We start from the raw sequence: 22,331 nt of genomic DNA on the forward strand, positions 1-22,331 counted from the left end.
TAAAGATTGCGGTTCACAGCCCGAACAGCCGGGCCGCGTTGCCCCGGCGGATCTGTTCCTTCTCCGCCTCGGTCAGATCAAGCCGCTCCAGCGCATCCACCGCCGCGCCCAGGCCCATCTGCGGGTAATCAGAGCCCAGCAGCACGTGGTCGATGCCCACGTTGCGCAGCGTCCAGACGAACTCGTCCTCGATCGGCGAGCCCGGCGCCAGCAGCACCGGCCCGGAGATGTCGAAATACAGGTTGTCCATCGCGAACCCGTCAGCGGTCCGCGCCAGCGCCAGGATGTTCCAGTAGCGGAAGTTCATGCCGCCGATGTGGGCGAGGATGAACTTCGTGCCCGGCACCCGCACCACCAGGTTGAACAGCTTCTCGCTGTCGCCGGGCAGGACATGGGCGTTGTCCGTCAGCACGACCATCTCCAACTCCCCCGCGCGCCGCACCAGCGTCTCTACCCTGGGATCCGAGACGTCAAAACGCTGCGTGTGCGCATGCAGCTTCAGCACCGGCACGCCCGCGGCGGCGACACGCTCCAGCTCGGCGATCGCCGCGGCGTCGTCGTAGGGATGGACGGTGGCGATCGGCAGCACCTGCGCATGCGCCCTGGCCAATGCGATGACGCTGTCGTTGCCGGCGCGGATCGCGTCCAGATCGCCCTGGCGGGCCTGATGCGGTCCGCCGAACCACATCGCGCCAAGGCCGGACAGCTCCACGCCGGAGGCCTCGACATCGGCCAGGTACTCCTGGAGCGACGCTTCCCCGTTGCGGAGGTGCACATGCACGTCGAAGACAGGTCCGGACGCGGCCGCGCCCCCGGTCAGCAGCATCAGTACGAGCAGCAGCAGTCTTTGCATGGGAGCCTCCGGCCGGGAGGTGGAACAGTATCGCAAGGGCGGACCGCCGTCGGAGCGCATGACGACGCATGGCCCGGACCCGACCGCAACGTGGCCAGCAGCCAGGCTTCGAGCGTGGCCCCATCCGATGACGCACCTGGAATCCCCACAACGTTGAATAGCCCGACCTAGAACAGCACGGCATGCGTTCCGCGGTCCCCCTGCTCCAGACCGCGGAATACAACCGACCCGCTGGCAGCATCCCATTCGAACGGAGCACCGTCATGGGGTCTGCGCAGCGGCGCATCGCGCACGGCGGCCGCCGCGCCCTCGTGCTCGATGCCGGCACCGCGCAGGGCTGCGACCAGCAGCGCAGCGCGCCGTTGGCCTTCGAGATCGGCCGGCCGTGCGATGTAATCCGCGTAGGCGGGTGCGGCCACGAAGTCGAGGATGGAGCCGACCGGGTTGTACAGCCGGAACCCTGGCGACGCATCTTCATGCGACTCGGCAAGGCGCTCCAGTGACTGCTCGATCTCCGGGTACGGCAGCTCAGACAACGCGCCCAACCGCACCATGCGTGCGGCGAACAGGTTGAGCGTCGCCTGCGGCTGGAACAGGGGGCGCAGCAGGCGATCGGCCACGCGCTGCCCGAGATCGCCTGCCCGCGCTTCGGGCGACATGACCATTCGCAGCGCACCGCCGGCGACATGCCATTCGCCGCCAAGCGACCGCGCAAGGGAGCGCTCTGCAACCGTCAGCGGCTGCCGCCAGGACGGCGGCACGGCCGCGTCGGCAAGGTCCGGTGGAAGCTCGCGCAGCGCAAGGTTCCCGAACGCGAGATTCCGCCTGACCGCAGCCACGGCGACCATCTTTGAAATCAGCAGGTCCGACGAGGCCAGCACCTGACGCCAGAACACCAGATCACGCTCCAGCAGGTCGCGCACCGCAGCCGCGTCACCCGCGAGGGCCTGTTGCCGCACCGCGAGCAGGTGGAGCTTCTGCGCCTCCATCGCATGCTGATAGCCCGCCAGCGGGGCTCTTATGTCAGTGGGAATCGGCTCCCGCCAGCCCTCGGTGGCGAGCATGCGGCGATACCGCTCCAGCAGCCACTGCTCCGAGCCCAGCCACTGCGCCAGCGCTTCGGGATGGGTCTGCAATGCCTCCGCGCATTCCGAAGCCTCGCCGCATGCATTGGCGAGCGCGACGACCTCCGGGCTGCGCGCGGCTTTGTAGTCCGCATCCGGTGCGGCTGCCAGGCTGAGCGCGTGGATGTAGCCGTTCGCGGAATCGGCCAGCAGCGGACGGTCACGCTTCATGGCCACCAGTCGCTCCGCATCGGCGGAAGGTGGCTCGTCGTTCCAGTTGACGACCACGAGTGTCAGGTGCGCGACGACCACGAACGCTACAAGTCCGCCCACCGCCCATGCCAGCTTGCGCATGATGCCTTTCATATTCATTGCCTCATCCTCCAGGATCCCCGGTCGTGCGGCCAGTCCGTCTTCTCGCCGATCTTCAATCAGTGACGTCGTCTGGTCGTGATTCGTGACCTGGACGTTTTCCGTCACCAGTTATGCGGGCCAAACAGCCACGGTCTGAAGCGTCCTGATCGGGTGGGCTATCCTCCGAACAGGGAACGGGGAGTCGGCATCGATGGGATCAACCAGGAATGGAGCGGCCTTCGTCGCGCTCCTGCTCGCATGTTCCATGACCTCATGCGCAGGCATGGGCACTACCGCGAGCGCTCCCCCGTCCACCGCGCCCGTCGGCTGGGAGCAGGCGTATGCGCAAGCCGTCGAGGCCTACGAACGCGCTGCGTATGTTGACTCGTCCAGACTTGCGCGCCTCGCGCATTCGACAGCAGCAACGACGCTTGGCCCGGACACCACTGAAGCCGGCGCAGCGTTGAGCCTGCTTGCCGCCGCCGAACTCGCTCTGGGGCGTTATCCCGAAGCCACGGCTGCCTTCGAAGAATCCCTGACAACGCTGCGCCGCACGCCGGACGCCGACCCCAAGGACATGGCCGCAGCCATGGGCAACCTGGGGGAACTGCACAGGCAACAGGGACAGCTCGATCGCGCATTGCCCTGGTACGAACAGGCGTACCGGACCAACGAGCTGGCGTACGGCCCTGCGCATGGCGAGACAGCGACGGCCCTCGCCGCCCTCGCACTGGCCCGCCATGAATCCGGCCTCCTTCCCGAGGCCGAGCAAGCCTACGCCCAGGCGTTGACGCTCATGGCGGATGCAGGCGCACCGAAGCTGCAACTGGCCAAAGTACGCACCAATCTGGCCGACCTCCTCATCCACACCGACAGGACGGACGAAGCAGGCCTGATGCTCGAGGGTGTATTGGCCACGGAACAGGCCCTTCTTCGGCCCGGCCACCCGGACCTGGCTTACACCCTGAACACCTTGGGCACCCTGGCCGACGCGCAGGGGCGGGATGACGACGCACTGGAGTTCTACCGTTACGCGCTCGACATCCGGCGCGATGCGCTCCCGCCCGGACATCCAGCGATCGCCACTGTGCTCGCCAACATGGGCGGCGCATATCACGATCTCGGAGCCGTTGCCGAGGCAAGGGACAGCTACGCGCAGGCTCTGAACATCCTGCGCGAAGCCCACGATGACGAGCATCCCGACATTGCCAGCCTTGAAGCCGCCATGCGCGCGCTGGACTGAGGCCCTTGGACACCCCTCTTACCAACCAAAAGCGAGCCACCGCCATGCGCCCATGGATAATCGCCGCCCTCCTCTCCCTGCCGTCCGCCGGCGCCATGGCCGGCACGCCGCTCCCTGATGCCCCGCACGTTGTCGTCCAGGGCGAAGGCCTGGTCAGCGTGTCGCCCGACTCGGCCACCGTGACCATGGTCGCGCGTCACCGATCCGCGAATGCCGGCGAAGCCAAGCGCGTGGTGGATCGCGCGGTGGACGCGCTGCTGAAAGTGGCGCCGGGTTTCGACGTAGCACCTGACGACATGACCGCGTCCGACCTTGCCTTGCACGAAGACGTCGACTACGACGACAACGACCGCCCCCTGTCGAAGGGTCACATCGCCAGCCGCGAAGTGAAGGTGCGCCTGGAGGATCTCGACCGGTTGGGTGCCTGGCTCGACGCCGCGCTCGCCGCGGGCTTCACCGACGTCTCCGATGTCACCTTCAAATCCAGCAAAGAAGTCTCTCTGCGCGAGGACGCGCGTGCACGCGCGGTCGCCGACGCCCGCGAAAAGGCCGAAGGTCTCGCTGTAGCGTTCGGCGGCGGCCTCGGCCCGGTGTACAGCATCAACAGCCTCAACTCGAGGCAGTCCGACGGCTACGGCAACACGACCCTGGACCGCATCCAGGTCACCGGGTCGCGCATCGACAGCGGCCGCTACCTGCAGCCGACGATCGACTTCACCGAGCGGGTGTCGGCGGTGTTCGAGATCACGCGGTGAATCGACAGGTGCGCGACGAGCCGAGCATCGGCTCGGTCTCCGGAACGCGATCATCCAAGCGGTGCGCCTGAGCGAGTACGGCCTGGGTATCGAAGCCCTGCAGCGGGCTCTTCCGAACGTCGCCAAGCGCACCTTGCAGCGCCATCTGGCGCGCCTGGCATCCGACGGCAAGCTGGCTCCAGCCGGTCGCGCGCGCGTCTACTGGCTGCGCTCCCGATCGACGGAGGCGCCGTCCGCAATCGCTGACGGCCATCCGGTCGGATCGGCATATGGCTGGAACAGCACGACATGCCGTCCGCGACCTGCCTCTTCCAGACCCGGGAACTCCCTACACGGATTCGCGACCATGCCGAGGTTTCCGGACGTCAGGACAGGCTAGGCTTAGCATTGCCCAAGGGGGCCATTGCACGAAGTGTTCATGCCCCTCGTCGACATGGAGGATCGACTTGACTGGCTTGAGCACAGCCCGCCTGCCGCTGGACCCGCTGCATCCGGACCACGAGATGTACCAGCGACTCCTCGCGGGCGTCGCGGCGCTCGACCGCTGGGAGCCGGCGCAGGCTTCAAACCTGGCCGCCGCCCTGTATGCGGACCTCCGCGCCAAGCAACCGCACATGCTGGCAAGCGATTTGGGCCGCGTCCTTGCCGGCGATCCGATGGCCCAACGGCCCTCCCTGTTCGCGGCCCCGCGCAGCGGCTATCACGCCCATACCAGCGATCCCGCCATCCTGCTCTTCAGCACGCCGATCACGGCCGCGGATCACCCTGCAAGCCAGACCCTGATGCCATTCGGCCGCCACACGACGATCGACCACACGGGCTACCTGACGGACCCCGGCATCACGCGGACGCCGATTTCCGCCATCTCCCACGCGCCCATGCCCCAGGTCAACGGCGTTGTCCTGCACCGCACGGAATCGAGCACCGCTGCCAGCACGCTGTCCACCTGGCGCGCCCGGGACGCAGGAACCGGCGCGCATTTCCTGATCGACCGCGACGGCACGATCCACCAGACCGTCAGCGTCAACCGCCAGGCCTGGCATGTCGGCGCAATCCGGTCGCGCGGGGAAGTCGAGGGCACCATCACCATGGACGACCGGCGCGAACTCGATGCCGCCCGCAACGGCCAGGCTGAATGGCGTGGCCCCGCTGTGCGCGCCGTCAGCCGGATCGAATCCAGCCGACCGTACCCAGAACGCTATCCGGGCAACGCCGACAGCATCGGCATCGAAGTGGTGGGCCGCTATCACCCGGCAACGCAGCGCTGGGACGACCCGACTCCCGAACAGACCGCTGCAATCAACCTCCTGATGGAATCCCTGCAGCGCAACTTTGGACTGACCGACGAGGATGTTTACGAACATGACGCCATTTCACGCAAGACACCCGGCGAAGGTGCCGGCCTCTACGTTCCTGCCCCACCTGGCTTGGGTCCTGATGCTGCCGATGCTGGGCGCGTGCCAGTCGCAGGTCCGCAGCGGTAGCGCCTCTCCGGCAGGCGTCACCGTGCTGGAGATTGCGCAGGCCGATTACCAGCCAGCAGACGGCTCCGGGAGCTCCGACGCTGAAGCGGCCGCGTGCAGCGCCTGGTCGCTCGACACGCACCAGGCGGAAGCCTTCTTTGGTCTGAGTGAGCAACTTCCCGAAGGCGGGCTGCATGACTTCTACTGGCTGCCCTGCTCGATCAAGGGCCGCCTGCAGGCTGAAGGCCGCGAGTGGGCATTCGAGATCAATGCGGCGGGCACCAGCACCTGGCGTTCCAGCGACGATGTCCGCCTGCTGGGATGCTCCCGCAGCGCGTGCGAGCCATTCGTGATCCTCATGCCTCAACAGCCGGTCGAGTAGGCACGACCTGATCCACGACTTGACATATTACGCTTAACGTAATACGGTGACCGTAATGATCCAGTCCTTCCGCTGCCGGCATACGCAAGCATTGTTTGCCGGACGAAGCCCACGGCCGTTCCGCGCGATCCGCGAGGCGGCCGAGCGCAAACTGCAACTGCTGGACGCCGCGCAGACACTCGACTTCCTGCGCAGCCCTCCGGGCAACCGTCTGGAAGCCCTGAGGGGAGATCGTGCCGGCCAGCACAGCATCCGCATCAACGACCAGTGGCGCGTGTGCTTTGTCTGGACAGGAACCGGTCCCACCGACGTAGAGATCGTCGATTACCACTGAGGTACCGCCATGACCCGTCCCATCAATGCCATGCGTGCCATCCATCCCGGGGAGATCCTGCGCGAGGAATTCCTGGTGCCGCTGGGCCTGAGCGCCAATGCCCTGGCCATTGCCCTGGGCGTGCCGGCCACGCGCATCCACGAGATCGTCAACGAACGCCGCGGCATCACCGCGGATACCGCCGCGCGCCTGGCGCGCCACTTCGGCGGCGATGCCGCCTCGTGGCTGGCGCTGCAGAATGTCTACGACCTGAAAACGCTTGCCACGCGGGCAGAGATCGAACGCACGGTGCGTCCGCGCGCGGCATAGCCGACTACGGCTGATCAGCCGCCATCCGGCTTCTGCCCGAGAACGGAATACTCGGCGCCGCGCACGCACTCCTGCGCGTCCTCAAGACTGTCGAAGTCGTCGACGGTCAGCACACCCCAGCCGTTGCCCGTAACCCCCACCCACAAATAGCGGACTTCGCCCGGCTCGGTATCGATGGTCATGAAGCCCCCACTGCCCGAGCTCATCCCGTCGTGGCGCAGGAGCACGCCCTGCTGCCCCGGCTCGAGCTCGGCATGCACGAAGCTGTTCGTCTTCAAGGTACCGATCGGGATGTTGTTGACCACCACCACGGTCTTGACGCCGCGCGCCACCAGCAGCGCCGGCTCGCGGCAGACGTACAGGCTGGTCTTGCCGGGCACCGGCCCGAAACGCTTCAGGTGATCAGAACGACTGGCGTCGCCGACCTGGTACGTCGCACAGGCAGACAAGGCAAGCGCAGTCGTCATGACAGCGGCAATAGCAAGATGTCGCATGAATTTTCCCCATTGAGAATTGAAAGAATCCGGGTGTACAAGCAATAGCGTCGAGGCAGTCCCCAGCACCAGCCGAGTATCGCTGCTACGGGGGGCCGCCCACATCCACCCTTCGCGGATCGACCGGCAACTCGGGCGTGTTCTGGCGAAGTATCTCCATGGATTCGGCGTTCCGCCGACGCCACTCTTGGATTTCCTGGGGCGTTGGCGGGTGAACTACCGGCGCTTGCGCCTGCTGCTGCGTCCGTTGACGGCCTTCCCTTGGCGGGGTTGATTCCAGCGGTACGGGGCCGCGTTGGGCAACCTGCGGAGCCGGTGCGATGCTCCGGATGACGCGCTGGAGATACATGCTCCCGAAATAGATCAGCGCGAGCGCCAGAACGAACTTGAGCAGGATCGCCGCAAGCCCCGTCCATGCACTGGCGGCAACAATTGACCTTCCGCGTCCCTTTCCGCCGTGGCGGATCCGCTCCTCGGCGGCGGCGATCAGCCGCTCGACGGCATACGACCCGAACGTACCGGCCGAGGCTCTCCGCTCGTCGGCTTGCGCCCCTTCGTGCCCGCGACGGCCGGAGCTGTCTCCGTACAGCGGCCCCAGCATCTCGCGCAGATCATCGCCGTCGACCAATTGGACATGCCCGTGGCGGCTTGCAGCTTCGATAGCCGCTTTCGTGAACTCGCCACTGGTCACCAGGATCGCGCCGGTGGCCTGCTCGTTCACCATGATGCCAAGCAACTGATGGACCTCGTTGTGCGGCACCTTGTACGCGTTCCAATGCTTGCACTGGACCACGACGGTGTCCGCGTCCCGGCGCAGCCGCAGGTCCACCCCGCCATCGAAGCGCGCGCGCCGCCCCCCAGTGCCGCAGTGCTCCACCGCGTAGCCCTGCGCGCGGTAGTAGTCCGCCAACAGCTGTTCGATCCGCTCCCAGGCTTCTCCTGCCAGAGCATCCTTGCGGCGCGCCTTGACGCGCTTCAGCCCGATGTCCATGTTCCCCCCCCGTCCAACCACAACGGGAAGCAGGCAACGTGCCAATGAAAGGGCCAGTCAGAATCTGAATTTCCCGCGCGCTCCAAGTAACGTGCACCTCGGTCCCACACCCCACCAAACGACTCCCCCGCTCTCCTGGGCAACCGGAGATCTACCCGGAGATCTCCCGCACCGCCCTCACCGCCCGCTCCACTTCCTCACTCGTGTTCACCAGGCTCGGCGCCAGCCGGGCATAGCTGACGACGTAGGGACTGGTGCTGGCGATGATGTTGCGCGCCAGCAGTTGCCGCACCACGTCCGCCGGCGCCAGCCCGTCCACCTCGAACGACACCAGCCCCGCCGACAGCGCGCCGGACATCGGCGTGTGCAATGTCACCTTCGGGTTGGCCGCGAGCCCGGCCTTGCACTGGTCGTTGAGCTCGCGGATGCGCGCAGCCACCCGCGCGCGCCCCATCTGCTTGTGCATGCGGAAGGCCGCGGCGGCCGCCCACTGGTGCTCGTAGGCATGGAAGCCGCCGGGACTCATGCGGTCGGCGGTGGTGGGCGAGGCCGGCGGCTGCTGCTTCTCCCAGGCCTGGTACTGGTCGAAGTCGGTGAAGCTGGGCACCAGCGGGCGCAGGCGCGCCCAGTTGTCGGCACTGGCCCAGACCAGGCCGGTGCCGCGCGGCGCGAACATCCACTTGTGGGTGCCGGCGCAGAAGTAGTCGCAGCCCAGGGTCGCGACGGTCTCGTCGGTGGAACCGAGGCCGTGCACGCCGTCCACCACCAGCAGCAGCGGCGGGCCGGGGCGCGCGCGCAGGGCCGCGGCGATCTCGCGGATGGGCAGGCGGATGCCGCTGCTGGAATGTACCCAGGTCAGCCCCACCACCCGCGTTTTGGGACCGATGCCCTTGAGCAGCGCGTCGATGATCGAATCAGTCGTGGCCGACGCCGCGTCCTCGAACAGCGGAACCCTGCGCATGCTCGCCCCGGCGCGTTCGACGGCCAGGCGGATCGATTCATGATGGGAGTAGTGGTCGTGCTTGGTGCACAGCACTTCCTCGCCCGCCTGCAGCGGCAGGCCCTGGTACACCAGCGCCAGGCCGGTGGTGGTGTTGCCGGTCAGGCAGACGTCCTGCGGCCGCGCGCCCAGGTAGTCGGCGATCTCCGCCTGCGCCTGCACGTGCAGGTTGCCCGCGCCCTCCGAGAACATGCCGTGCTCGACCGTGAAGTAGGGATTGCGGTCGATCGCGCGGCGGTAGCCGTCGATCGCCGCCTGCACCGGTGCCGGGTGGCTGGCGATGAAGAAGCTGGCGAAGTGCATCCAGGCGGGGTCGAGCGCGAACTGGGCGCGGACGGCTTCCCAGGTGGAGAGGTCCGCCATGGGCGGGGTTTCGGCCTCGAGGGCTGCCAGGAGGCTGGTCGGTAGCAGGGCGGCGGACAGCGCGGCCGGTGCGGCAAGGAACCTGCGTCGTGTGAGCTGCATTGCCCATCTCCCGAATCCGGTCCGCGACGGGCCGATGAAGGGTCAACGAGAGGCCCGGCGGCGGGCGGCCAGTCGCTGATGCCGAGGGCGCCACTGATGTCCGGCACCGTGGTTTCCCGCTCAATAGGGTGTCGCCCTGCGCTCCCTCTGCAGCCGCGCGGCCTCGGTCCACCACGCCAGGTCATCCGCGAAGCGGGCAAAGCTCCTTTCAAGCGACTCGCCGGCCGCGTCGACTGGTTGCCCTTGATCGTCCAGGGTCTTTGCAATCGGTCCGACTTCCACGGTGCTTGAGATCACCACCATGCCCATTTCCGACAAGGTGCCGTGCCAGGCGACGTTCGCGCGCGCACCGCCCAGGCGCCCGGCCGAATAGCTGAGCACCCCGGCGGGACGCCAGAACCACTCCTCCAGGAAATGATCGGTCAGGTTCTTCAGGCCCGGCTGCATGCCCCAGTTGTATTCGCCGGTGACAAACACGAAGCCGTCGGCGCCGCGGATCTTGCCGGCCAGCGCCTCCATCGCCTCCGGCGCCTGGCCCTTCGGATACTCCTTGTACATGCGGTCGAGCATCGGCAGATCCACCGCCTTGGCGTCGATCAGCTCGGCGTCGACGCCGCGCGCCTGCAGCGTGCGCACGCAGTAGTGAGCCAGGCGGATCCCCATGCGGTCGCTGCGGTAGGAGCCGTAGAACACCAGGATGCGTTCGGACATGACCTTGCCTTGGCGGTAGTGAAAGCGTCCCAAAGCATGCCTGATGCGCGCGGCAGGTGGTCGCACGCGCGCGGTGAGACCTGGGCGGCGGACAGCTCCTGGTACACCGCGCCGGCGAAGTCGATGCTGCCGGCGTCATCAGATAGTGCAGCGCCGTGGCCCGTTTGAATCGCGCAAAACCACGGCAGCGTGGCCGGTGAGGTGGCGTGGCGCGACCTTGGTTATGCTTCATGGGAGCGTCGCTGCCGCCCTGCCCTGCCCTGAGGACTACACATGGATCGTCGCCGCTTCCTTGGCGTGACTGGAGCTGCCGCCGCGTCACCGATGTTGGCCGCGCTGGGCACGCCCGCCGCGGAAAACGCCGCCGCGACGTTGTTCAAGCGCGTGAACTTCGCGTCCGACGGGCTTGGGCTCAGCCCCGCCGAGTACGCAGCACTGCTCGGCGAGGTGGTGGCGCAGGACGGCTTCGAACCCGACTACTACTCCCAAGGCGGCGTCATCCGTGAGCTGGAACGCAGGTTCGCCCGGCTGCTCGGCAAGGACGACGCGATCTACCTGCCCACCGGAACGCTGGCGAACCACCTCGCGGTGCGCAAGCTCGCCGGGGACGACCGTCGCGTGCTCGTGCAGGCGGAAAGCCACTTCTACAACGACAGCGGCGACTGCGCGCAGACCCTGAGCGGGCTGAACCTCGTGCCCCTGGCCGAAGGCGGCAGCACCCTTCCCATCGAGGACGTGGAACGCTGGCTGGCGCGCTCAAACAGTGGCCGGGTCGAGACCCGCGTCGGCGTGATCGCGATCGAGTCGCCGGTGCGTCGGCGCCATCACGAAATGGCCGACTTCGATGAGCTCCGCCGCGTCAGCAACCGCGCCCGCGAGCGCGGCATCCGCCTGCACCTGGACGGGGCGCGGATGTTCAACCTGCCGCTCCACTCGGGCAAGAGCCTCCACGAGTACAGCGCGCTGTTCGACACCGTATACGTCTCGCTGTGGAAGCACTTCAACGCCGCCTCCGGGGCGATCCTCGCCGGGGATGCCGGCTTCATCGAGGGGCTGTACCACCAGCGGCGCATGTTCGGCGGCGCCCTGCCGCATGCCTGGCCGGAGGCCGCGGTGGCATTGCGGTTCGTCGACGGCTACCTGGAGGACTACGCGAAATCCTGGCAGGTTGCTGACCGCTTGATTGCACTGCTGCAGGACGACAGCCGGTTCTCGTTCGAGAAGCTCCCGCAGGGCACCAGCCGTTTCTTCATGACGGTGACCGGGGTAGGCGCTGACCTGGTCCGCGAACGCCTCGCAAAGCAGGGTGTCGTGCTGTCCTACGGCCACCCGGACAGCGGCAGGTTCGCGATGCAGGTCAACCCGACGCTGCTGCGGGTATCGGCTGAATCCCTGGCCGGGAATTTCATCGAAGCGACTGGTGGTCGGACAGACTGATCAGAGCGGGAATGCGCCTCACAAGGTTGAACAAGCGGTTTCGTTATTGAACGATGCCGGTTTATAGTTTAATAAAGCCCTAGCCTATTAAACCCTGGCTCACCCTCATGCGCAGATCCGAAGTCGCCCCGAAGCTGCATTCCCACCTGGTCAAGTGCGACGACCTCCCACATTGCCACGCGCTGGTCGCCCCGCCGACCCCGCGCCGGTTGCCCGAGGGGGCCGCGGTCGGCCGGGAGCTTTCAGAGGCGATGCTGGCGCTGGAACGGCTGAAGGCCACCGCTCGCCACCTGCCCAACGTGGACATGATCACGCGCACCCTGGCACGCCGCGAAGCGGTGCAGAGCTCGCAGATCGAAGGCACGCGCACGCAGCTGCAGGAGCTGTTCGAGTACGAGGCCACGCACTCCAGCGACGGCCTGCCCGCCGACGCCACGGTGACGGAACGCTACGTACAGGCACTGGATCTCGGCCTCGGCGCCGTCCGCCGGGCCGGCGCCCGCCAGGCGCTGGACCTGGACCTGGTGCGGGCGATGCACCGCACCCTGATGCAGGACGCGCCCGCAGCCGTGCGTCCCGGCCAGTTCCGGGACATCCAGGCATGGATCGGCAGCGGGCGGATCGAGAACGCCACGTTCGTTCCCGCACCGCCCACGCGGATCACCGCGTGCATGGAAGAGCTTGAAGCCTCGATGCTCCAGTACGCACCCCGCGAGGATGAACAGTGGACCCTGTCGCCGGTGGCGCAGATCGCCATCGCGCACGCGCAGTTCGAGACCATCCACCCCTTCGCCGACGGCAACGGCCGCACCGGGCGCCTGCTCATGCCGGTCATGCTGGCAGCCGAGGGATACCCGCCGCTGTACCTGTCCGGCACCCTGCTGCGGCACAGGCGCGCGTACTACGATGCCCTGGCGGACATCCAGCTGCGCTGGGACTGGAGCCCATGGCTGAGACTGCTCGGCCGCGCCGTGACCGAGTCTTGCGACAGCGCGATCGCGATCGCCAACGACCTCGAATTGATCCGGGCAGACTGGGCGGGCCGACTCGGCGGGCTGCGAGCCGATGCCACCGCGCACCTGCTGCCAACCTACCTGCTGGGCCACCCGGTCGTCACCGTCAACAAGCTGGCCGATGCGCACGGCATCTCGTTCGTGGCCGCCAGCCGCGCCATCAACCAGCTGGTGGAACGGAAGATCCTGACGGAGCCGACACAGCGCAGGAACCGGGTGTTCCATGCCGCGGAGGTGCTTGCGCGGCTGGAGCGCGAGTAGCTCGCCGGGGACGACCATCGCGTGCTCGTGCAGGCGGAAAGCCACCTCTACAACGACAGCGGCGACTGCGCACAGACCCTGAGCGGGCTGAACTTGGTGCCCCTGGCCGAAGGCGGCAGCTCCCTCCCCCTCGAGGAGGTGGAGCGCTGGCTGTGGCGTTCGGACAGCGGGCGGGTCGAGACCCGCGTCGGCGTGATCGCCATCGAATCACCGGTGCGGCGGCGCCATCACGAAATGGCCGACTTCGATGAGCTCCGCCGCGTCAGCAGCCTCGCCCGCGAGCGCGGGATCCGCCTGCACCTGGACGGCGCGCGGATGTTCAACCTGCCGCTCCACTCGGGCAAGAGCCTCCACGAGTACAGCGCGCTGTTCGACACCGTGTACGTCTCGCTGTGGAAGCACTTCAACGCCGCCTCCGGCGCGATCCTCGCCGGGGATGCCGGCTTCATCGAGGGCCTGTACCACCAGCGGCGCATGTTCGGCGGCGCCCGGCCGCATGCGTGGCCGGAGGCAGCGGTGGCCCTGCGGTTCGTCGACGGCTACCTGGAGGACTACGCGAAATCCTGGCAGGTTGCTGACCGTTTGATTGCACTGCTGCAGGACCACAGCCGGTTCTCGTTCGAGAAGCTCCCGCAGGGCACCAGCCGGTTCTTCATGACAGCGACAGGGGTCGCGCCGGAGCTTTTCCGCGAACGTCTCGCAAAACAGGGCGTTGTCCTGTCCCGCGGCCATCCGGACACCGGCCGGTTCGCGATGGAGGTGAACGCGACGCTGCTGCGGGTATCGGCGGAAACACTGGCGGGGAAGTTCATCAATGCGGCTCGTGGTCGAGAAGATTGATCCGGGCGGGAATCCATCGAGGTGATCTGCGGGTGTAACCCCGCCGACACTCGTCCAACAATCCACGCACGCGCTCGCGCAACAGGGGAAAACGCATGCTCGGGGGGGGACGTACACCCATGAACAGACGATCGAGATCGAGGTCGCGAAAGCGCTTATCAACGGGCAGATCGCAGAGCTTCTCGACAGTATGTGTGACGCAGAATCACGACCCCAACCGGACCAAGCCGAGATCGAACGCCTCGAGCAGAAGATCCTAGATCATGAAGCCGAGTCATTCTCGCTCAGAATCATAGACGAATGGATGCTTGATGCTGTTATTCTAAAAAGTCAAGAATCCTAAGACAACAAAAAAAAAGGGGGGGGGGAGGTGACAAGGACCGCTTTCATCGCAGTGCCAGCTGTGCCTTTAGACAGGCTACTCCTGGACATCAACAATCCTCGTATTCGCGCTGGGACCGACCAACCAGACTGTATTGAACGACTTCTTCGCAAGCCCAAGCAACTCTTGGCGCTCGCTAAGGACATCGCGGCGAATGGACTTTCTACCGCCCCGATTCTTGTTGAGCCCGCAAAGGGGAAGAAATTCGTCGTATGGGATGGTAATCGCCGAATCACGGCGCTCAAGCTGCTTAACGACCCATCACTTGCGCGAAGTAAGGCGCTGCAAGCTCAGTTCGCCGGTGTGGCCGCCAGGGCCGCAGTGGCCATACCAGAACGGATTGACGTACTCGCATCGTCGGACCACGAGGTACTCCTAAAAGAAGTACTTGGGCGCCATGCCGGTGCTCAGGATGGCGCAGGCCAACTCAATTGGGATGCTCTGCTTCGGACAATGTTCCTTCTAGGACACAAGGCAGTGCCGAAGGAATATCGACTCTCCGGCCTTTTGCTAATGTGGGCCGAGGAGCACGGAATTCAGGTGGCTGATGACTTCCCGATCTCTACGGTGCATCGTTTCCTGAACAAGCCAAACCTAGCGAGGTTAGGGTTTCACGAGAAAAATGGGGCTGTCGAGCCCTCGGTTGAAAAGGACGTAGCAGTTCGCATAGTTGAACGCATTGTTCAAGATTTTGAGTCCGAACGCGTTCGGGTTGAGAATGTTTTTGATGCCGCACTACAGGACCGCTACATAACTGGTCTGCTCAAGGAGTTGGGACTAGCTGGCGTCAAGAACACGGGGGATGCGAACGACACTGGAGGTGATGGTGGCGTTGGCGCTGGGGCACGGGCCGGGGCCGGGGCCGGGAAGGCCAATGATGGCGCGTCTGATGATGGAGCTGCAGCCGATGGGCGCCAAAAGCCTGGAGGGCGCAGAAAGCCACTCCTGAAAGCTGATTGGGATCGTAAGAGCATAGTCCGCCCGCGATTCAAACCCGATATCCCTGATGCGTACTGGAAGGCAGATGAGGTACTAAAGGAACTACGGCGGACGGAGACGCAAAAATCACACTTGGCAACTGCCGCTCTGTTCCGCGTGTTCATCGAATTCAGCACCAAGGCGTACATGAAGCGGCACCGCATGCAGCCGGCAAACGAGATGCATAAGAATGCGCTAGCCGTGATTGTCCACATGCGTCAACACGGCCGCTTGGATACAGGAGAGACAGACGCTGCAACCAGGCGATTCAAAGAGAAATCACAGTCGAGCGTCGGCATGCAGTACGCGACACTGAATGACTTCATACACTCATTCAAGAACATGCCCGACCGAGAGTCGCTACACGTTCTTTGGACAGACATCGAGCCCTATCTAGAGGCCAGCTGGGACGACTCTAGGCGGCCTCATTAACGGCGCGCATAGAGCCGGCGAGCTTCGGGATGCGCATGCCACGGCTGAAGAAGATCAGTTCACGGCCACGGGTTCGGTCTTGAGCCGTGTAGTTGAGGGTGTACTCAAAGCCTTTGAACTTCTTATAAAGCGATGCAATGCGGGGATGCGCGTCATAGGAGAGCATCCATCGCACGCGTGAAGGTAGACAAGTCAGCGTGCTGGCAAGCTTTGCATGATCATCTTCTTCATAGAAGTTTAGGTACAAGTCTTGGCCTTTCTGGAAGTAAGGCGGGTCAAGATAAACTAAATTGAGTTCAGCAATTTGTGGCGCAAGTCGGTTGACCAGTTGCCGCGCATCCTTGCAGTGAAGATGAATTGCACTCCTTTTGTCAGCGATTGTTTTGATGCGCCGCGCCAAGTCGTGCTTGTTGTACCGCGCATCCAGCTTCCAAGGGCCCGACTGATCTTTGCCACCAATCACCCCCGCCTTGAGGATGCCCGAGCGATTTGTGCGATTGAGAAAAAAGGTTGCAAAGCCGAGCTCTAGAGGTGATGCTTCTGCGTCAGAAAAAACTCCGCGCATCTTCTTCCAGTTGGCCATTGTCACCGGCGTATCGTGAATGAGAGCCAGTAACTCTTCAGTCTCGTCAAGCACGGCACGCCAAAAAGCATGAACCTGGGGGCTGAGGTCATTGATGTGGATCCGCCTAGCATGTCCAGACAGCAGAAGTGACACGGCAACGGCTGCTCCACCTGCGTAAGGCTCTACGTAAGTTCCTCCGCACAGACCGTTCTCTTCCATTACGTTTGCCACGTATCGCGCAAGCTTTCCTTTGCCCCCTGGATATCTCAGTGGTGTGTGGAAACTGTGCTCTGCGCTCGTCTTCTTGCGTTGAACGTCCATCACCTCTCCCTTTAAGGCCGCAAGTATAAGAGGGGCGATGCAGCATGGCCAGCACCGGGGCATGTCGGCTACATGAGCGCAAAGTATGCCTGGCAATCAAGAGCGCCAATGACTGCCAGAACACATGCGGGTACGAGGATTGCGTTTCAGACATGCTATTCACAAATGCCTCTGCCGAGTTCAGATCCGACCGCTACTGAAAGCGGGGGGAGGTCCGCATCAGTAGACGCTGATCACGATGTCAGAACTGACAAGGCCCGTAGCGATGCGGGCCTTTTGCCTCATCCCCAGAAAGAATGTTCTCTCTGGCCATTCTCGCCCTAGTCGCTGAAAGTAAAGCTGTGAACATCAAGCAAATCTATTCCCGGCTTGCCACTCTTAAGGCGAACCACTTTAACCGTAGCATCGATATCAAACTCTAGAGTGCAAAGATATTTTGCATTCTTCTCCGCACATTTTTCCTCACCCACAGCATAAAAATTCTCAACCGTCTCGGACAGCACCAAGTCGACGTTGCTAATACTTAGCGGACTCCCACTGCACTCGCTATCGATCAAGTACTCGTAGTGCGCGCTGTCGGTCTTGTAGCGCCCATTCACTCGCACTTGCTTCCCAACATAATTCTCTGACTCACTCGCTATCGCGCAAATGACTGCGAGATTCTCAGACTGCTCTGCGTTGCCTGCAACTGCCACGGGCTTTGAAGTGCAACCCCCCGCCGCAATGAACATAAGCAATAGACTTATGGAACGAATCATCACTCTTCCTTATCAGGCTCTGGCCCGAACACAGCTTCGACGGATCCTTTAATACCTGCCTCGATCTCAGACTGACTGATAGAAATACCCAACCCACGAGCAACTATTTCCTCCATTCCATATGCGCTTCTCTCGCTTGCTGTAGCGGCCTCGCGCGTGTGCGCCTCACCATCGGCCACTGCAGTCATGTCGTGATCAACTTCGTGACTGATAGAGACCGCACCCGACGTTACATTGTCAGCGCCGGGCATGGTCTTATTCACATCGATCTTGATATTCCCGCGCTGGTCAGTGCTGGCCATTTTCTTACCTTCCAGCTTAGACGGCGTAAAAGTGGGGCCGCCCTTCCCCTTTGGGCCGATGTGTTTGACAAGCTTTTGCACGGCCCGAGATTCCGACTTTGTCAGGTTAGGACTCTTCTGAGACTCCTTTACCTTGGAAACGTATTGGTCGACCTTCCCACAGTCCGTGGCGGACCCAACACAATTGTATCGACCATCGGGATCCTTAAATTTATACGGGTTGTTGTTCGCGTAGCGATAACGGTGGAACTGCCCGATCGGATCGCTGTAGGCGGTCACCGGATCCACGCTCAGGAATATCCCAATCCCCGGATCATAATAGCGCTGCTGCATGTACGTTAGCCCGGTCGCCGCATCCTGCACATGCCCTGTGTAGCCTGGACCGTCCTGGATCGCCGGCGTGCTCTGGTAGCCGTACGGCTCGTACTCCCTGCGCGCCTCCACCGTATTGCCACTGCTGTCGGTCATCGCCACCACGCTGCCCAAGGCGTCGGTGTGTACATACTTCACGGTCGTCTGGGCCGAGGCAATGACCGGCACGCTGCAAAGCATCGCCGCGACAATCATGCCCACGCAGGACATCATCGTTCGGAAGACAAAGGTGTTCATTCGTCACCCTCCCCGCCGCCGACAGGCTGGCTTTGGATCACGCCACCACCTCCCCCTCCGGTGTGATAACCCGGCGGCGACCAGGCCGAACACCCGTTGGCATTGCAAGCGCGAACGTCATGAGGAGACACGCATTGCTGCCCCGGCCAGGTGATGGAGACATTCGGCCCACTGTAGACAATCGCGACCATGTTCCTCCGGAGCTCGTAGTACGTTGCCCCGCCGGATGTCTGCCACGCCGCATCGCATGCCCATCCGGAGTCGTGCACCGTTGGTGCACCGACGGGGAGTGGCACTGGCAGCGTAACCACCACCGTGCGGACGGAAGACCACCCGGCGCAACCGCTGGTGTTGCAGCCGCGCACACGGTAGGCATAGTTGCCAGTTTGCTTGCCGCTGAACGCCTTGCTGGTCGCCGCAGCATCGTGGACCTTGTTCCATACCCCAGCCCCGTTGACCTGCTCCTCCAACTCGTAGCGGGCGGCATCGGTCACGGCCGTCCAGCTGACCGTGTAGTTGTGCGTCGTGGTCGTGGCAGGCGCGGTGAGCACTGGAACGCCTGTCGGCGCACGCAACACGGCAACCGTCCGCGTCGCAGACCATGCCGAGCAACCGGCCACGTTGCAGGCGCGCACCTGGTAACCCCAGCTGCCCGTGGCCTTGCCGCTGACCGCCTTGCTGGTGCCAGATGCATTATGGATGGTCGTCCAGCCGCCAGTGCCCAGCCGCTCCTGCAACTGGTAGCTGGTGGCATGCGTTACGGTCGTCCATGTCGCCGAGTAGCTACCCGACGTATTGCTTGCGGGCACGGTCAGGCCCGGTGGACTGGCCGGCGGCAGGGTCACCGCCACGGTGCCGACGGACGACCATGCGGCGCAACCTGCCTGGTTGCAGGCGCGTACCCGATAGCCCCAGCTTCCTGCCGTCTTGCCACTGACCGCCCGGCTGGTCGCCGCGGCATTGTGGATCTGGGTCCAACTGCCAGCACCGAGCCGCTCTTCCAGCTCATATCGCGTGGCCGTGGCCACGCTCGTCCAACTGGCAGTGAAAGCACCGGTATAGCTGGTGGCCGGCACAGTGAGGGCCGGAGTTCCCGCCGGCGCATGGATCACCTGCACGGTGCCGATCGTCGACCAGTTGCCGCAACCGGCACCGTTGCAGCCGCGAACCCGGTAGCCCCAGCTACCCGCAGCCTTGCCGCTGATTGCCTTGCTGGTGCCGGCGGCGTCGTGGATCGAGCCCCAGCTACCGGTTCCTTGCCTCTCTTGTAACTGGTAACGATCGGCGGCGGCCACCGTCGTCCAACCCACAGTGAAGCTCCCGTTGAGCCCGGTAGCAGGCACCGTCAACGTGGGGGCCGCGGTTGGGGGCAGCATGACTGCAACCGTCGCAACGGCGCTCCAGTTGCCGCAGGTCGTCGCGCTGCAGGCACGCACTTGGTAACCCCAGCTGCCGGCTGCCTTGCCACTGACTGCCTTGCTGGTGCCGGCTGCATCATGGATGGTCGTCCACCCCCCGGCACCCTGCCGTTCCTGCAGTTGATACTTGGAGGCAATTGGAGAGGTCGTCCAACTGACCGTGTAACTGCCTGTCGTACTGGAGGGCGGCGCACTGAGTGCGGGCGTAGACAACGGGATCGCGCTCTCCACCTGGGCCACGAGACTGCCGTTCAGATTGACGTAGTCGATGGTTTTGCCCGTGCGTTCGTCGCGCTGAAAACGCAGCGTGCCATCCTGGCCATAGAGCGAGTAGAGGTTCTGACCGTTGCGAATCGCCAGGGACCTGCGGCCGTGTCCATCGTAGCGGTATTGCTCGCCACTGGCCTCCCGGAGGCGATTGCCATGATCGAAGTGGTGCAGGACACCGTTCTTGTTGGCAAGATTGCCCTGTACGTCGTAACCAAGGCCCACGACCGTCGCACCACCGATGGAGTTGGTGACGTTGCTCAGTCGGTTCCACACGTCATAGACGTAAGTATGGTTGCGTACCTTGCTGCCACCGGTCACCTGCACGGTGCGCAAGTTGTCCAGCGCGTCATAGCTATACCTGGCAGTGCCATACATGGGCGAGATCGCCTGCGTCAGTCGATCGAGCGCATCGTAGGTCATGTCGCGGTCGCCACGATTGCCGGTGCGGCCATCCGAAATCGCCAACACGTTGCCGTGGGCGTCGTAATCGTAGCCGTCGCGGAGTACCGCACTGGTTGTACAACTGCTGCCTGGGAAGTCGCAACTCGTGTCTGGCAATCCGCGGACATTCTGCGTCAGCGTGTGCTTGATACCATTTCCGTAGGTGAACTGCTGCATGCCCCCGTTGGGGAAGTAGCTCACGCTTGAAGCGTACGTACCCGCCTGCGTCGGCTGGCCCAATGCATTGGGCGCGAAGGCGACGACCAGGCCCGGCGAGGTGATACTCGACGGATGCCCGAGCGAGTTGTAGCCATAGCCCAAGTTCCACAGCTGGCTACCGACTTGGAACGTCTCATCCACAAGCAAACGACGCCGGTTGTAGTTGTATGAGTTGACGACAAGATTGCCGCCTGTGCTGTTATAGGTGGCAATCGTGCTTGCAAGTCCGTCCCTGGTGTACGTCCATACCTGGTCGCCACGACCATCGGGGAACGACAGCGTCTCCAGGCGATTGCGTGCGTCGTAGGATCGGATGGTGCGTTGTGCAACGGGGACGTCCAGGGTATTGCAACTGCTGGTTCCCGTCTGGGTCGCACCGGCCTTGCTCCACGCAAGATTCCCGGCGGCGTCGTAGGCCATGATGGTGGCGCCGGTCTCAGGCTCCACCGCCTTGCAGAGTTGCTGATAACCATCGTAGACATAGCTGCGCATCAGCGAGACGCTTGACGAGGCATTTCGCCGCGTCAGCGAGGCCGGCTTGCCGAATGCATCCCTGACAATGTCTGTAAATGCGCCCTCGGGGTGCCCGATGGACACAGGATAGTCCGTGTTGGGCTCGTCCCACGTCAGATAACTGGTCGTGGTTTGGTACGCGCCCCCCTGACCCTGCCCACGGGGTGGCGTCACCCGGGTTTGGAATCCAGACAGATACTCCGTCGTCGTCGTCAGGTAGCCACTGCCTTCCCAATCCTGCTGTGTTAGCACGCCACGCCCCAAGGCATCGTAGCTGGAGCGGCTGCCTGTCAGCGTCGTCGCTGCATAGTTGCTCAAGCTCGACATCGGATACGACTCGAATGCCAGGCGGCCAGATGCATCGTATCGCTGCACCGTCAGTCTACGGGTCGCGTTGGCGATGGTGCCGCTGGTGTTGTCGAACTCCTCCGTCACCACCGGACGCCACAAGGCGTCGAAATATATGATCTTGCGCCCCGCACCCGTGGCCACGACCTGCTGCCAATGCCCCGCGGGCAAGCCGTACTTCATGCTGGCGCTCTTGGTAAACCCGATCGTTGTTGCCAGCCACGTGCCCGAGCCATCACCCGGATCGCACGCGTTCGCCGCCGTTTCCGAGGGATAGCGGATCTTCTGGATCCGACCCATCACGTCATAGTCGTAGCAATGCCGGAAGCCATTCTCGTCTGTGACGGCAGTAATCCAGCCGTGGTCGTTGACCACAGCCGACACCGCGGCACCGGATGGCGCCTCGTTCGTGGCCGGATAATAAATCTGCTGCGGAAGTCCGCGGGTCCAATTGCTCGCCGCGGTGACGTAACCTTTTCCGTCGGTCACGGTCTTGACCGTACCCACTTGTCCAGGAGTGGCGGTTTCGTAGGCGAGCGTGTAATTGACCTTGCCGTATCGCCGGGAGGTTGCCGGCAGGGCTTTCCAGCCATAGTCCGTTTGGGCCTCCTCGATTCCGTTGATGGTCGTCCGCTTGACCTGCCCCATGACCCACAACGCAGGGTCATCGTGGTACTCGATTGTCTCAGTCCTGGTGTACGTCTGCGCACCAACGAAAGTGGGCCACAGCATCCCCAGGCAAACCATGATTCCGACATGTCGAATCCATGAACGCGACATTGCTCCATCCCCCTTAAGCCGACGCC

Annotated in this window: 21 protein-coding genes; 10 read left to right on the forward strand and 11 right to left on the reverse strand. The window is 64.0% G+C overall.

The genetic code is table 11. From position 1 onward, the window contains the following. Nucleotides 1–13: 13 nt before the first annotated feature. A complete protein-coding gene (locus E2169_RS02375) occupies nucleotides 14–853 on the reverse strand; it encodes an amidohydrolase family protein (RefSeq protein ID WP_207918347.1) in 840 nt (279 codons plus the stop codon). Between the two features lie 167 nt (nucleotides 854–1,020). Then, on the reverse strand, nucleotides 1,021–2,397 hold the full coding sequence (locus tag E2169_RS02380; RefSeq protein ID WP_132984999.1) for a hypothetical protein: 1,377 nt from the start codon (nucleotides 2,395–2,397) through the stop codon (nucleotides 1,021–1,023). A gap of 157 nt (nucleotides 2,398–2,554) precedes the next feature. Between E2169_RS02380 and E2169_RS02385 the strand changes: the two genes are divergently transcribed. Both E2169_RS02385 and E2169_RS02390 read left to right on the forward strand, forming a co-directional pair. Beyond that, nucleotides 2,555–3,514 (forward strand): tetratricopeptide repeat protein, encoded by a 960-nt coding sequence (locus E2169_RS02385; RefSeq protein ID WP_165942309.1) that lies wholly within the window; start codon nucleotides 2,555–2,557, stop codon nucleotides 3,512–3,514. A gap of 44 nt (nucleotides 3,515–3,558) precedes the next feature. Continuing rightward, complete coding sequence (locus E2169_RS02390; RefSeq protein ID WP_132985001.1) at nucleotides 3,559–4,269, forward strand: SIMPL domain-containing protein; 711 nt, start codon at nucleotides 3,559–3,561, stop codon at nucleotides 4,267–4,269. On the opposite strand, the gene E2169_RS14200 is transcribed toward E2169_RS02390, so the two are convergent. Next, a complete protein-coding gene (locus E2169_RS14200) occupies nucleotides 4,259–4,414 on the reverse strand; it encodes a hypothetical protein (RefSeq protein WP_165942310.1) in 156 nt (51 codons plus the stop codon). The two genes, E2169_RS02390 and E2169_RS14200, sit on opposite strands and share 11 nt — an antisense overlap. Before the next feature lie 310 nt (nucleotides 4,415–4,724). Between E2169_RS14200 and E2169_RS02395 the strand changes: the two genes are divergently transcribed. Genes E2169_RS02395 through E2169_RS02410 form a run of 4 tightly spaced genes read left to right on the forward strand, consistent with a single transcriptional unit; the run spans nucleotide 4,725 to nucleotide 6,757 of the window. Next, on the forward strand, nucleotides 4,725–5,753 hold the full coding sequence (locus tag E2169_RS02395; RefSeq protein WP_165942311.1) for a peptidoglycan recognition family protein: 1,029 nt from the start codon (nucleotides 4,725–4,727) through the stop codon (nucleotides 5,751–5,753). Next, complete coding sequence (locus E2169_RS02400) at nucleotides 5,707–6,114, forward strand: hypothetical protein (protein ID WP_132985003.1); 408 nt, start codon at nucleotides 5,707–5,709, stop codon at nucleotides 6,112–6,114. Before E2169_RS02395 ends, E2169_RS02400 begins: the two co-directional genes overlap by 47 nt. 55 nt (nucleotides 6,115–6,169) lie before the next feature. Next, nucleotides 6,170–6,448 carry a type II toxin-antitoxin system RelE/ParE family toxin gene (locus tag E2169_RS02405; RefSeq protein ID WP_132985004.1) on the forward strand — a complete coding sequence of 93 codons (279 nt, stop codon included), beginning with the start codon at nucleotides 6,170–6,172 and terminating at the stop codon, nucleotides 6,446–6,448. A 9-nt stretch (nucleotides 6,449–6,457) separates the two neighbouring features. Next, the gene (locus tag E2169_RS02410) at nucleotides 6,458–6,757 is read left to right on the forward strand and encodes a HigA family addiction module antitoxin (protein ID WP_132985005.1); all 300 of its coding nucleotides are present in this window, start codon (nucleotides 6,458–6,460) and stop codon (nucleotides 6,755–6,757) included. Nucleotides 6,758–6,771: 14 nt separating this feature from the next. On the opposite strand, the gene E2169_RS02415 is transcribed toward E2169_RS02410, so the two are convergent. The 4 genes from E2169_RS02415 to E2169_RS02430 all read right to left on the reverse strand — a co-directional run bounded on the left by E2169_RS02415 (nucleotide 6,772) and on the right by E2169_RS02430 (nucleotide 10,418). Beyond that, on the reverse strand, nucleotides 6,772–7,224 hold the full coding sequence (locus E2169_RS02415) for a DUF2846 domain-containing protein (RefSeq protein ID WP_132985006.1): 453 nt from the start codon (nucleotides 7,222–7,224) through the stop codon (nucleotides 6,772–6,774). Between the two features lie 112 nt (nucleotides 7,225–7,336). After that, entirely contained in the window at nucleotides 7,337–8,242 is a 906-nt protein-coding gene (locus E2169_RS02420) for a restriction endonuclease (protein WP_132985007.1), read from the reverse strand. 151 nt (nucleotides 8,243–8,393) lie between these two features. Beyond that, nucleotides 8,394–9,707, reverse strand: a complete 1,314-nt coding sequence (locus E2169_RS02425) for an aminotransferase class V-fold PLP-dependent enzyme (RefSeq protein ID WP_132985008.1) — start codon at nucleotides 9,705–9,707, stop codon at nucleotides 8,394–8,396. Nucleotides 9,708–9,827: 120 nt separating this feature from the next. After that, nucleotides 9,828–10,418 (reverse strand): NADPH-dependent FMN reductase, encoded by a 591-nt coding sequence (locus tag E2169_RS02430; RefSeq protein ID WP_132985009.1) that lies wholly within the window; start codon nucleotides 10,416–10,418, stop codon nucleotides 9,828–9,830. 273 nt (nucleotides 10,419–10,691) lie between these two features. Between E2169_RS02430 and E2169_RS02435 the strand changes: the two genes are divergently transcribed. From E2169_RS02435 to E2169_RS02450, 4 genes are all read left to right on the forward strand, one after another. Further along, nucleotides 10,692–11,855, forward strand: coding sequence for a threonine aldolase family protein (locus E2169_RS02435; protein WP_132985010.1), 1,164 nt, complete (start codon nucleotides 10,692–10,694; stop codon nucleotides 11,853–11,855). Nucleotides 11,856–11,962: 107 nt separating this feature from the next. Then, nucleotides 11,963–13,129: a Fic family protein gene (locus tag E2169_RS02440; protein WP_132985011.1), complete on the forward strand. Its 1,167-nt coding sequence runs from the start codon at nucleotides 11,963–11,965 to the stop codon at nucleotides 13,127–13,129. A 21-nt stretch (nucleotides 13,130–13,150) separates the two neighbouring features. After that, entirely contained in the window at nucleotides 13,151–13,969 is an 819-nt protein-coding gene (locus E2169_RS02445; RefSeq protein ID WP_132985012.1) for a beta-eliminating lyase-related protein, read from the forward strand. 508 nt (nucleotides 13,970–14,477) lie between these two features. Further along, nucleotides 14,478–15,761 (forward strand): ParB N-terminal domain-containing protein, encoded by a 1,284-nt coding sequence (locus E2169_RS02450; RefSeq protein WP_165942312.1) that lies wholly within the window; start codon nucleotides 14,478–14,480, stop codon nucleotides 15,759–15,761. Here E2169_RS02450 and E2169_RS02455 read toward each other — a convergent pair. The 4 genes from E2169_RS02455 to E2169_RS02470 all read right to left on the reverse strand — a co-directional run bounded on the left by E2169_RS02455 (nucleotide 15,745) and on the right by E2169_RS02470 (nucleotide 22,173). Next, nucleotides 15,745–16,647, reverse strand: a complete 903-nt coding sequence (locus tag E2169_RS02455; RefSeq protein WP_132985014.1) for a DNA adenine methylase — start codon at nucleotides 16,645–16,647, stop codon at nucleotides 15,745–15,747. The two genes, E2169_RS02450 and E2169_RS02455, sit on opposite strands and share 17 nt — an antisense overlap. A gap of 320 nt (nucleotides 16,648–16,967) precedes the next feature. Continuing rightward, nucleotides 16,968–17,405: a hypothetical protein gene (locus tag E2169_RS02460; RefSeq protein WP_132985015.1), complete on the reverse strand. Its 438-nt coding sequence runs from the start codon at nucleotides 17,403–17,405 to the stop codon at nucleotides 16,968–16,970. Next, complete coding sequence (locus tag E2169_RS02465; RefSeq protein ID WP_132985016.1) at nucleotides 17,405–18,316, reverse strand: RHS repeat domain-containing protein; 912 nt, start codon at nucleotides 18,314–18,316, stop codon at nucleotides 17,405–17,407. Before E2169_RS02465 ends, E2169_RS02460 begins: the two co-directional genes overlap by 1 nt. Further along, nucleotides 18,313–22,173: a wall-associated protein gene (locus tag E2169_RS02470; RefSeq protein ID WP_165942313.1), complete on the reverse strand. Its 3,861-nt coding sequence runs from the start codon at nucleotides 22,171–22,173 to the stop codon at nucleotides 18,313–18,315. Before E2169_RS02470 ends, E2169_RS02465 begins: the two co-directional genes overlap by 4 nt. Between the last annotated feature and the right edge of the window lie 158 nt (nucleotides 22,174–22,331).

This window comes from Luteimonas terricola (assembly GCF_004352845.1).
GTDB lineage: Bacteria > Pseudomonadota > Gammaproteobacteria > Xanthomonadales > Xanthomonadaceae > Luteimonas > Luteimonas terricola.

Coding starts and splice junctions, on each gene's coding strand:
- E2169_RS14200 (WP_165942310.1), bottom strand. CDS start 4,414: ATGGCGCTGCAAGGTGCGCTTGGCGACGTTCGGAAGAGCCCGCTGCAG.
- E2169_RS02430 (WP_132985009.1), bottom strand. CDS start 10,418: ATGTCCGAACGCATCCTGGTGTTCTACGGCTCCTACCGCAGCGACCGC.
- E2169_RS02400 (WP_132985003.1), top strand. CDS start 5,707: ATGCTGCCGATGCTGGGCGCGTGCCAGTCGCAGGTCCGCAGCGGTAGC.
- E2169_RS02390 (WP_132985001.1), top strand. CDS start 3,559: ATGCGCCCATGGATAATCGCCGCCCTCCTCTCCCTGCCGTCCGCCGGC.
- E2169_RS02420 (WP_132985007.1), bottom strand. CDS start 8,242: ATGGACATCGGGCTGAAGCGCGTCAAGGCGCGCCGCAAGGATGCTCTG.
- E2169_RS02440 (WP_132985011.1), top strand. CDS start 11,963: ATGCGCAGATCCGAAGTCGCCCCGAAGCTGCATTCCCACCTGGTCAAG.
- E2169_RS02405 (WP_132985004.1), top strand. CDS start 6,170: ATGATCCAGTCCTTCCGCTGCCGGCATACGCAAGCATTGTTTGCCGGA.
- E2169_RS02415 (WP_132985006.1), bottom strand. CDS start 7,224: ATGACGACTGCGCTTGCCTTGTCTGCCTGTGCGACGTACCAGGTCGGC.
- E2169_RS02460 (WP_132985015.1), bottom strand. CDS start 17,405: ATGATTCGTTCCATAAGTCTATTGCTTATGTTCATTGCGGCGGGGGGT.
- E2169_RS02470 (WP_165942313.1), bottom strand. CDS start 22,173: ATGGGGCAGGTCAAGCGGACGACCATCAACGGAATCGAGGAGGCCCAA.
- E2169_RS02435 (WP_132985010.1), top strand. CDS start 10,692: ATGGATCGTCGCCGCTTCCTTGGCGTGACTGGAGCTGCCGCCGCGTCA.
- E2169_RS02425 (WP_132985008.1), bottom strand. CDS start 9,707: ATGCAGCTCACACGACGCAGGTTCCTTGCCGCACCGGCCGCGCTGTCC.
- E2169_RS02465 (WP_132985016.1), bottom strand. CDS start 18,316: ATGAACACCTTTGTCTTCCGAACGATGATGTCCTGCGTGGGCATGATT.
- E2169_RS02410 (WP_132985005.1), top strand. CDS start 6,458: ATGACCCGTCCCATCAATGCCATGCGTGCCATCCATCCCGGGGAGATC.
- E2169_RS02375 (WP_207918347.1), bottom strand. CDS start 853: ATGCAAAGACTGCTGCTGCTCGTACTGATGCTGCTGACCGGGGGCGCG.
- E2169_RS02455 (WP_132985014.1), bottom strand. CDS start 16,647: ATGGACGTTCAACGCAAGAAGACGAGCGCAGAGCACAGTTTCCACACA.
- E2169_RS02385 (WP_165942309.1), top strand. CDS start 2,555: ATGGGCACTACCGCGAGCGCTCCCCCGTCCACCGCGCCCGTCGGCTGG.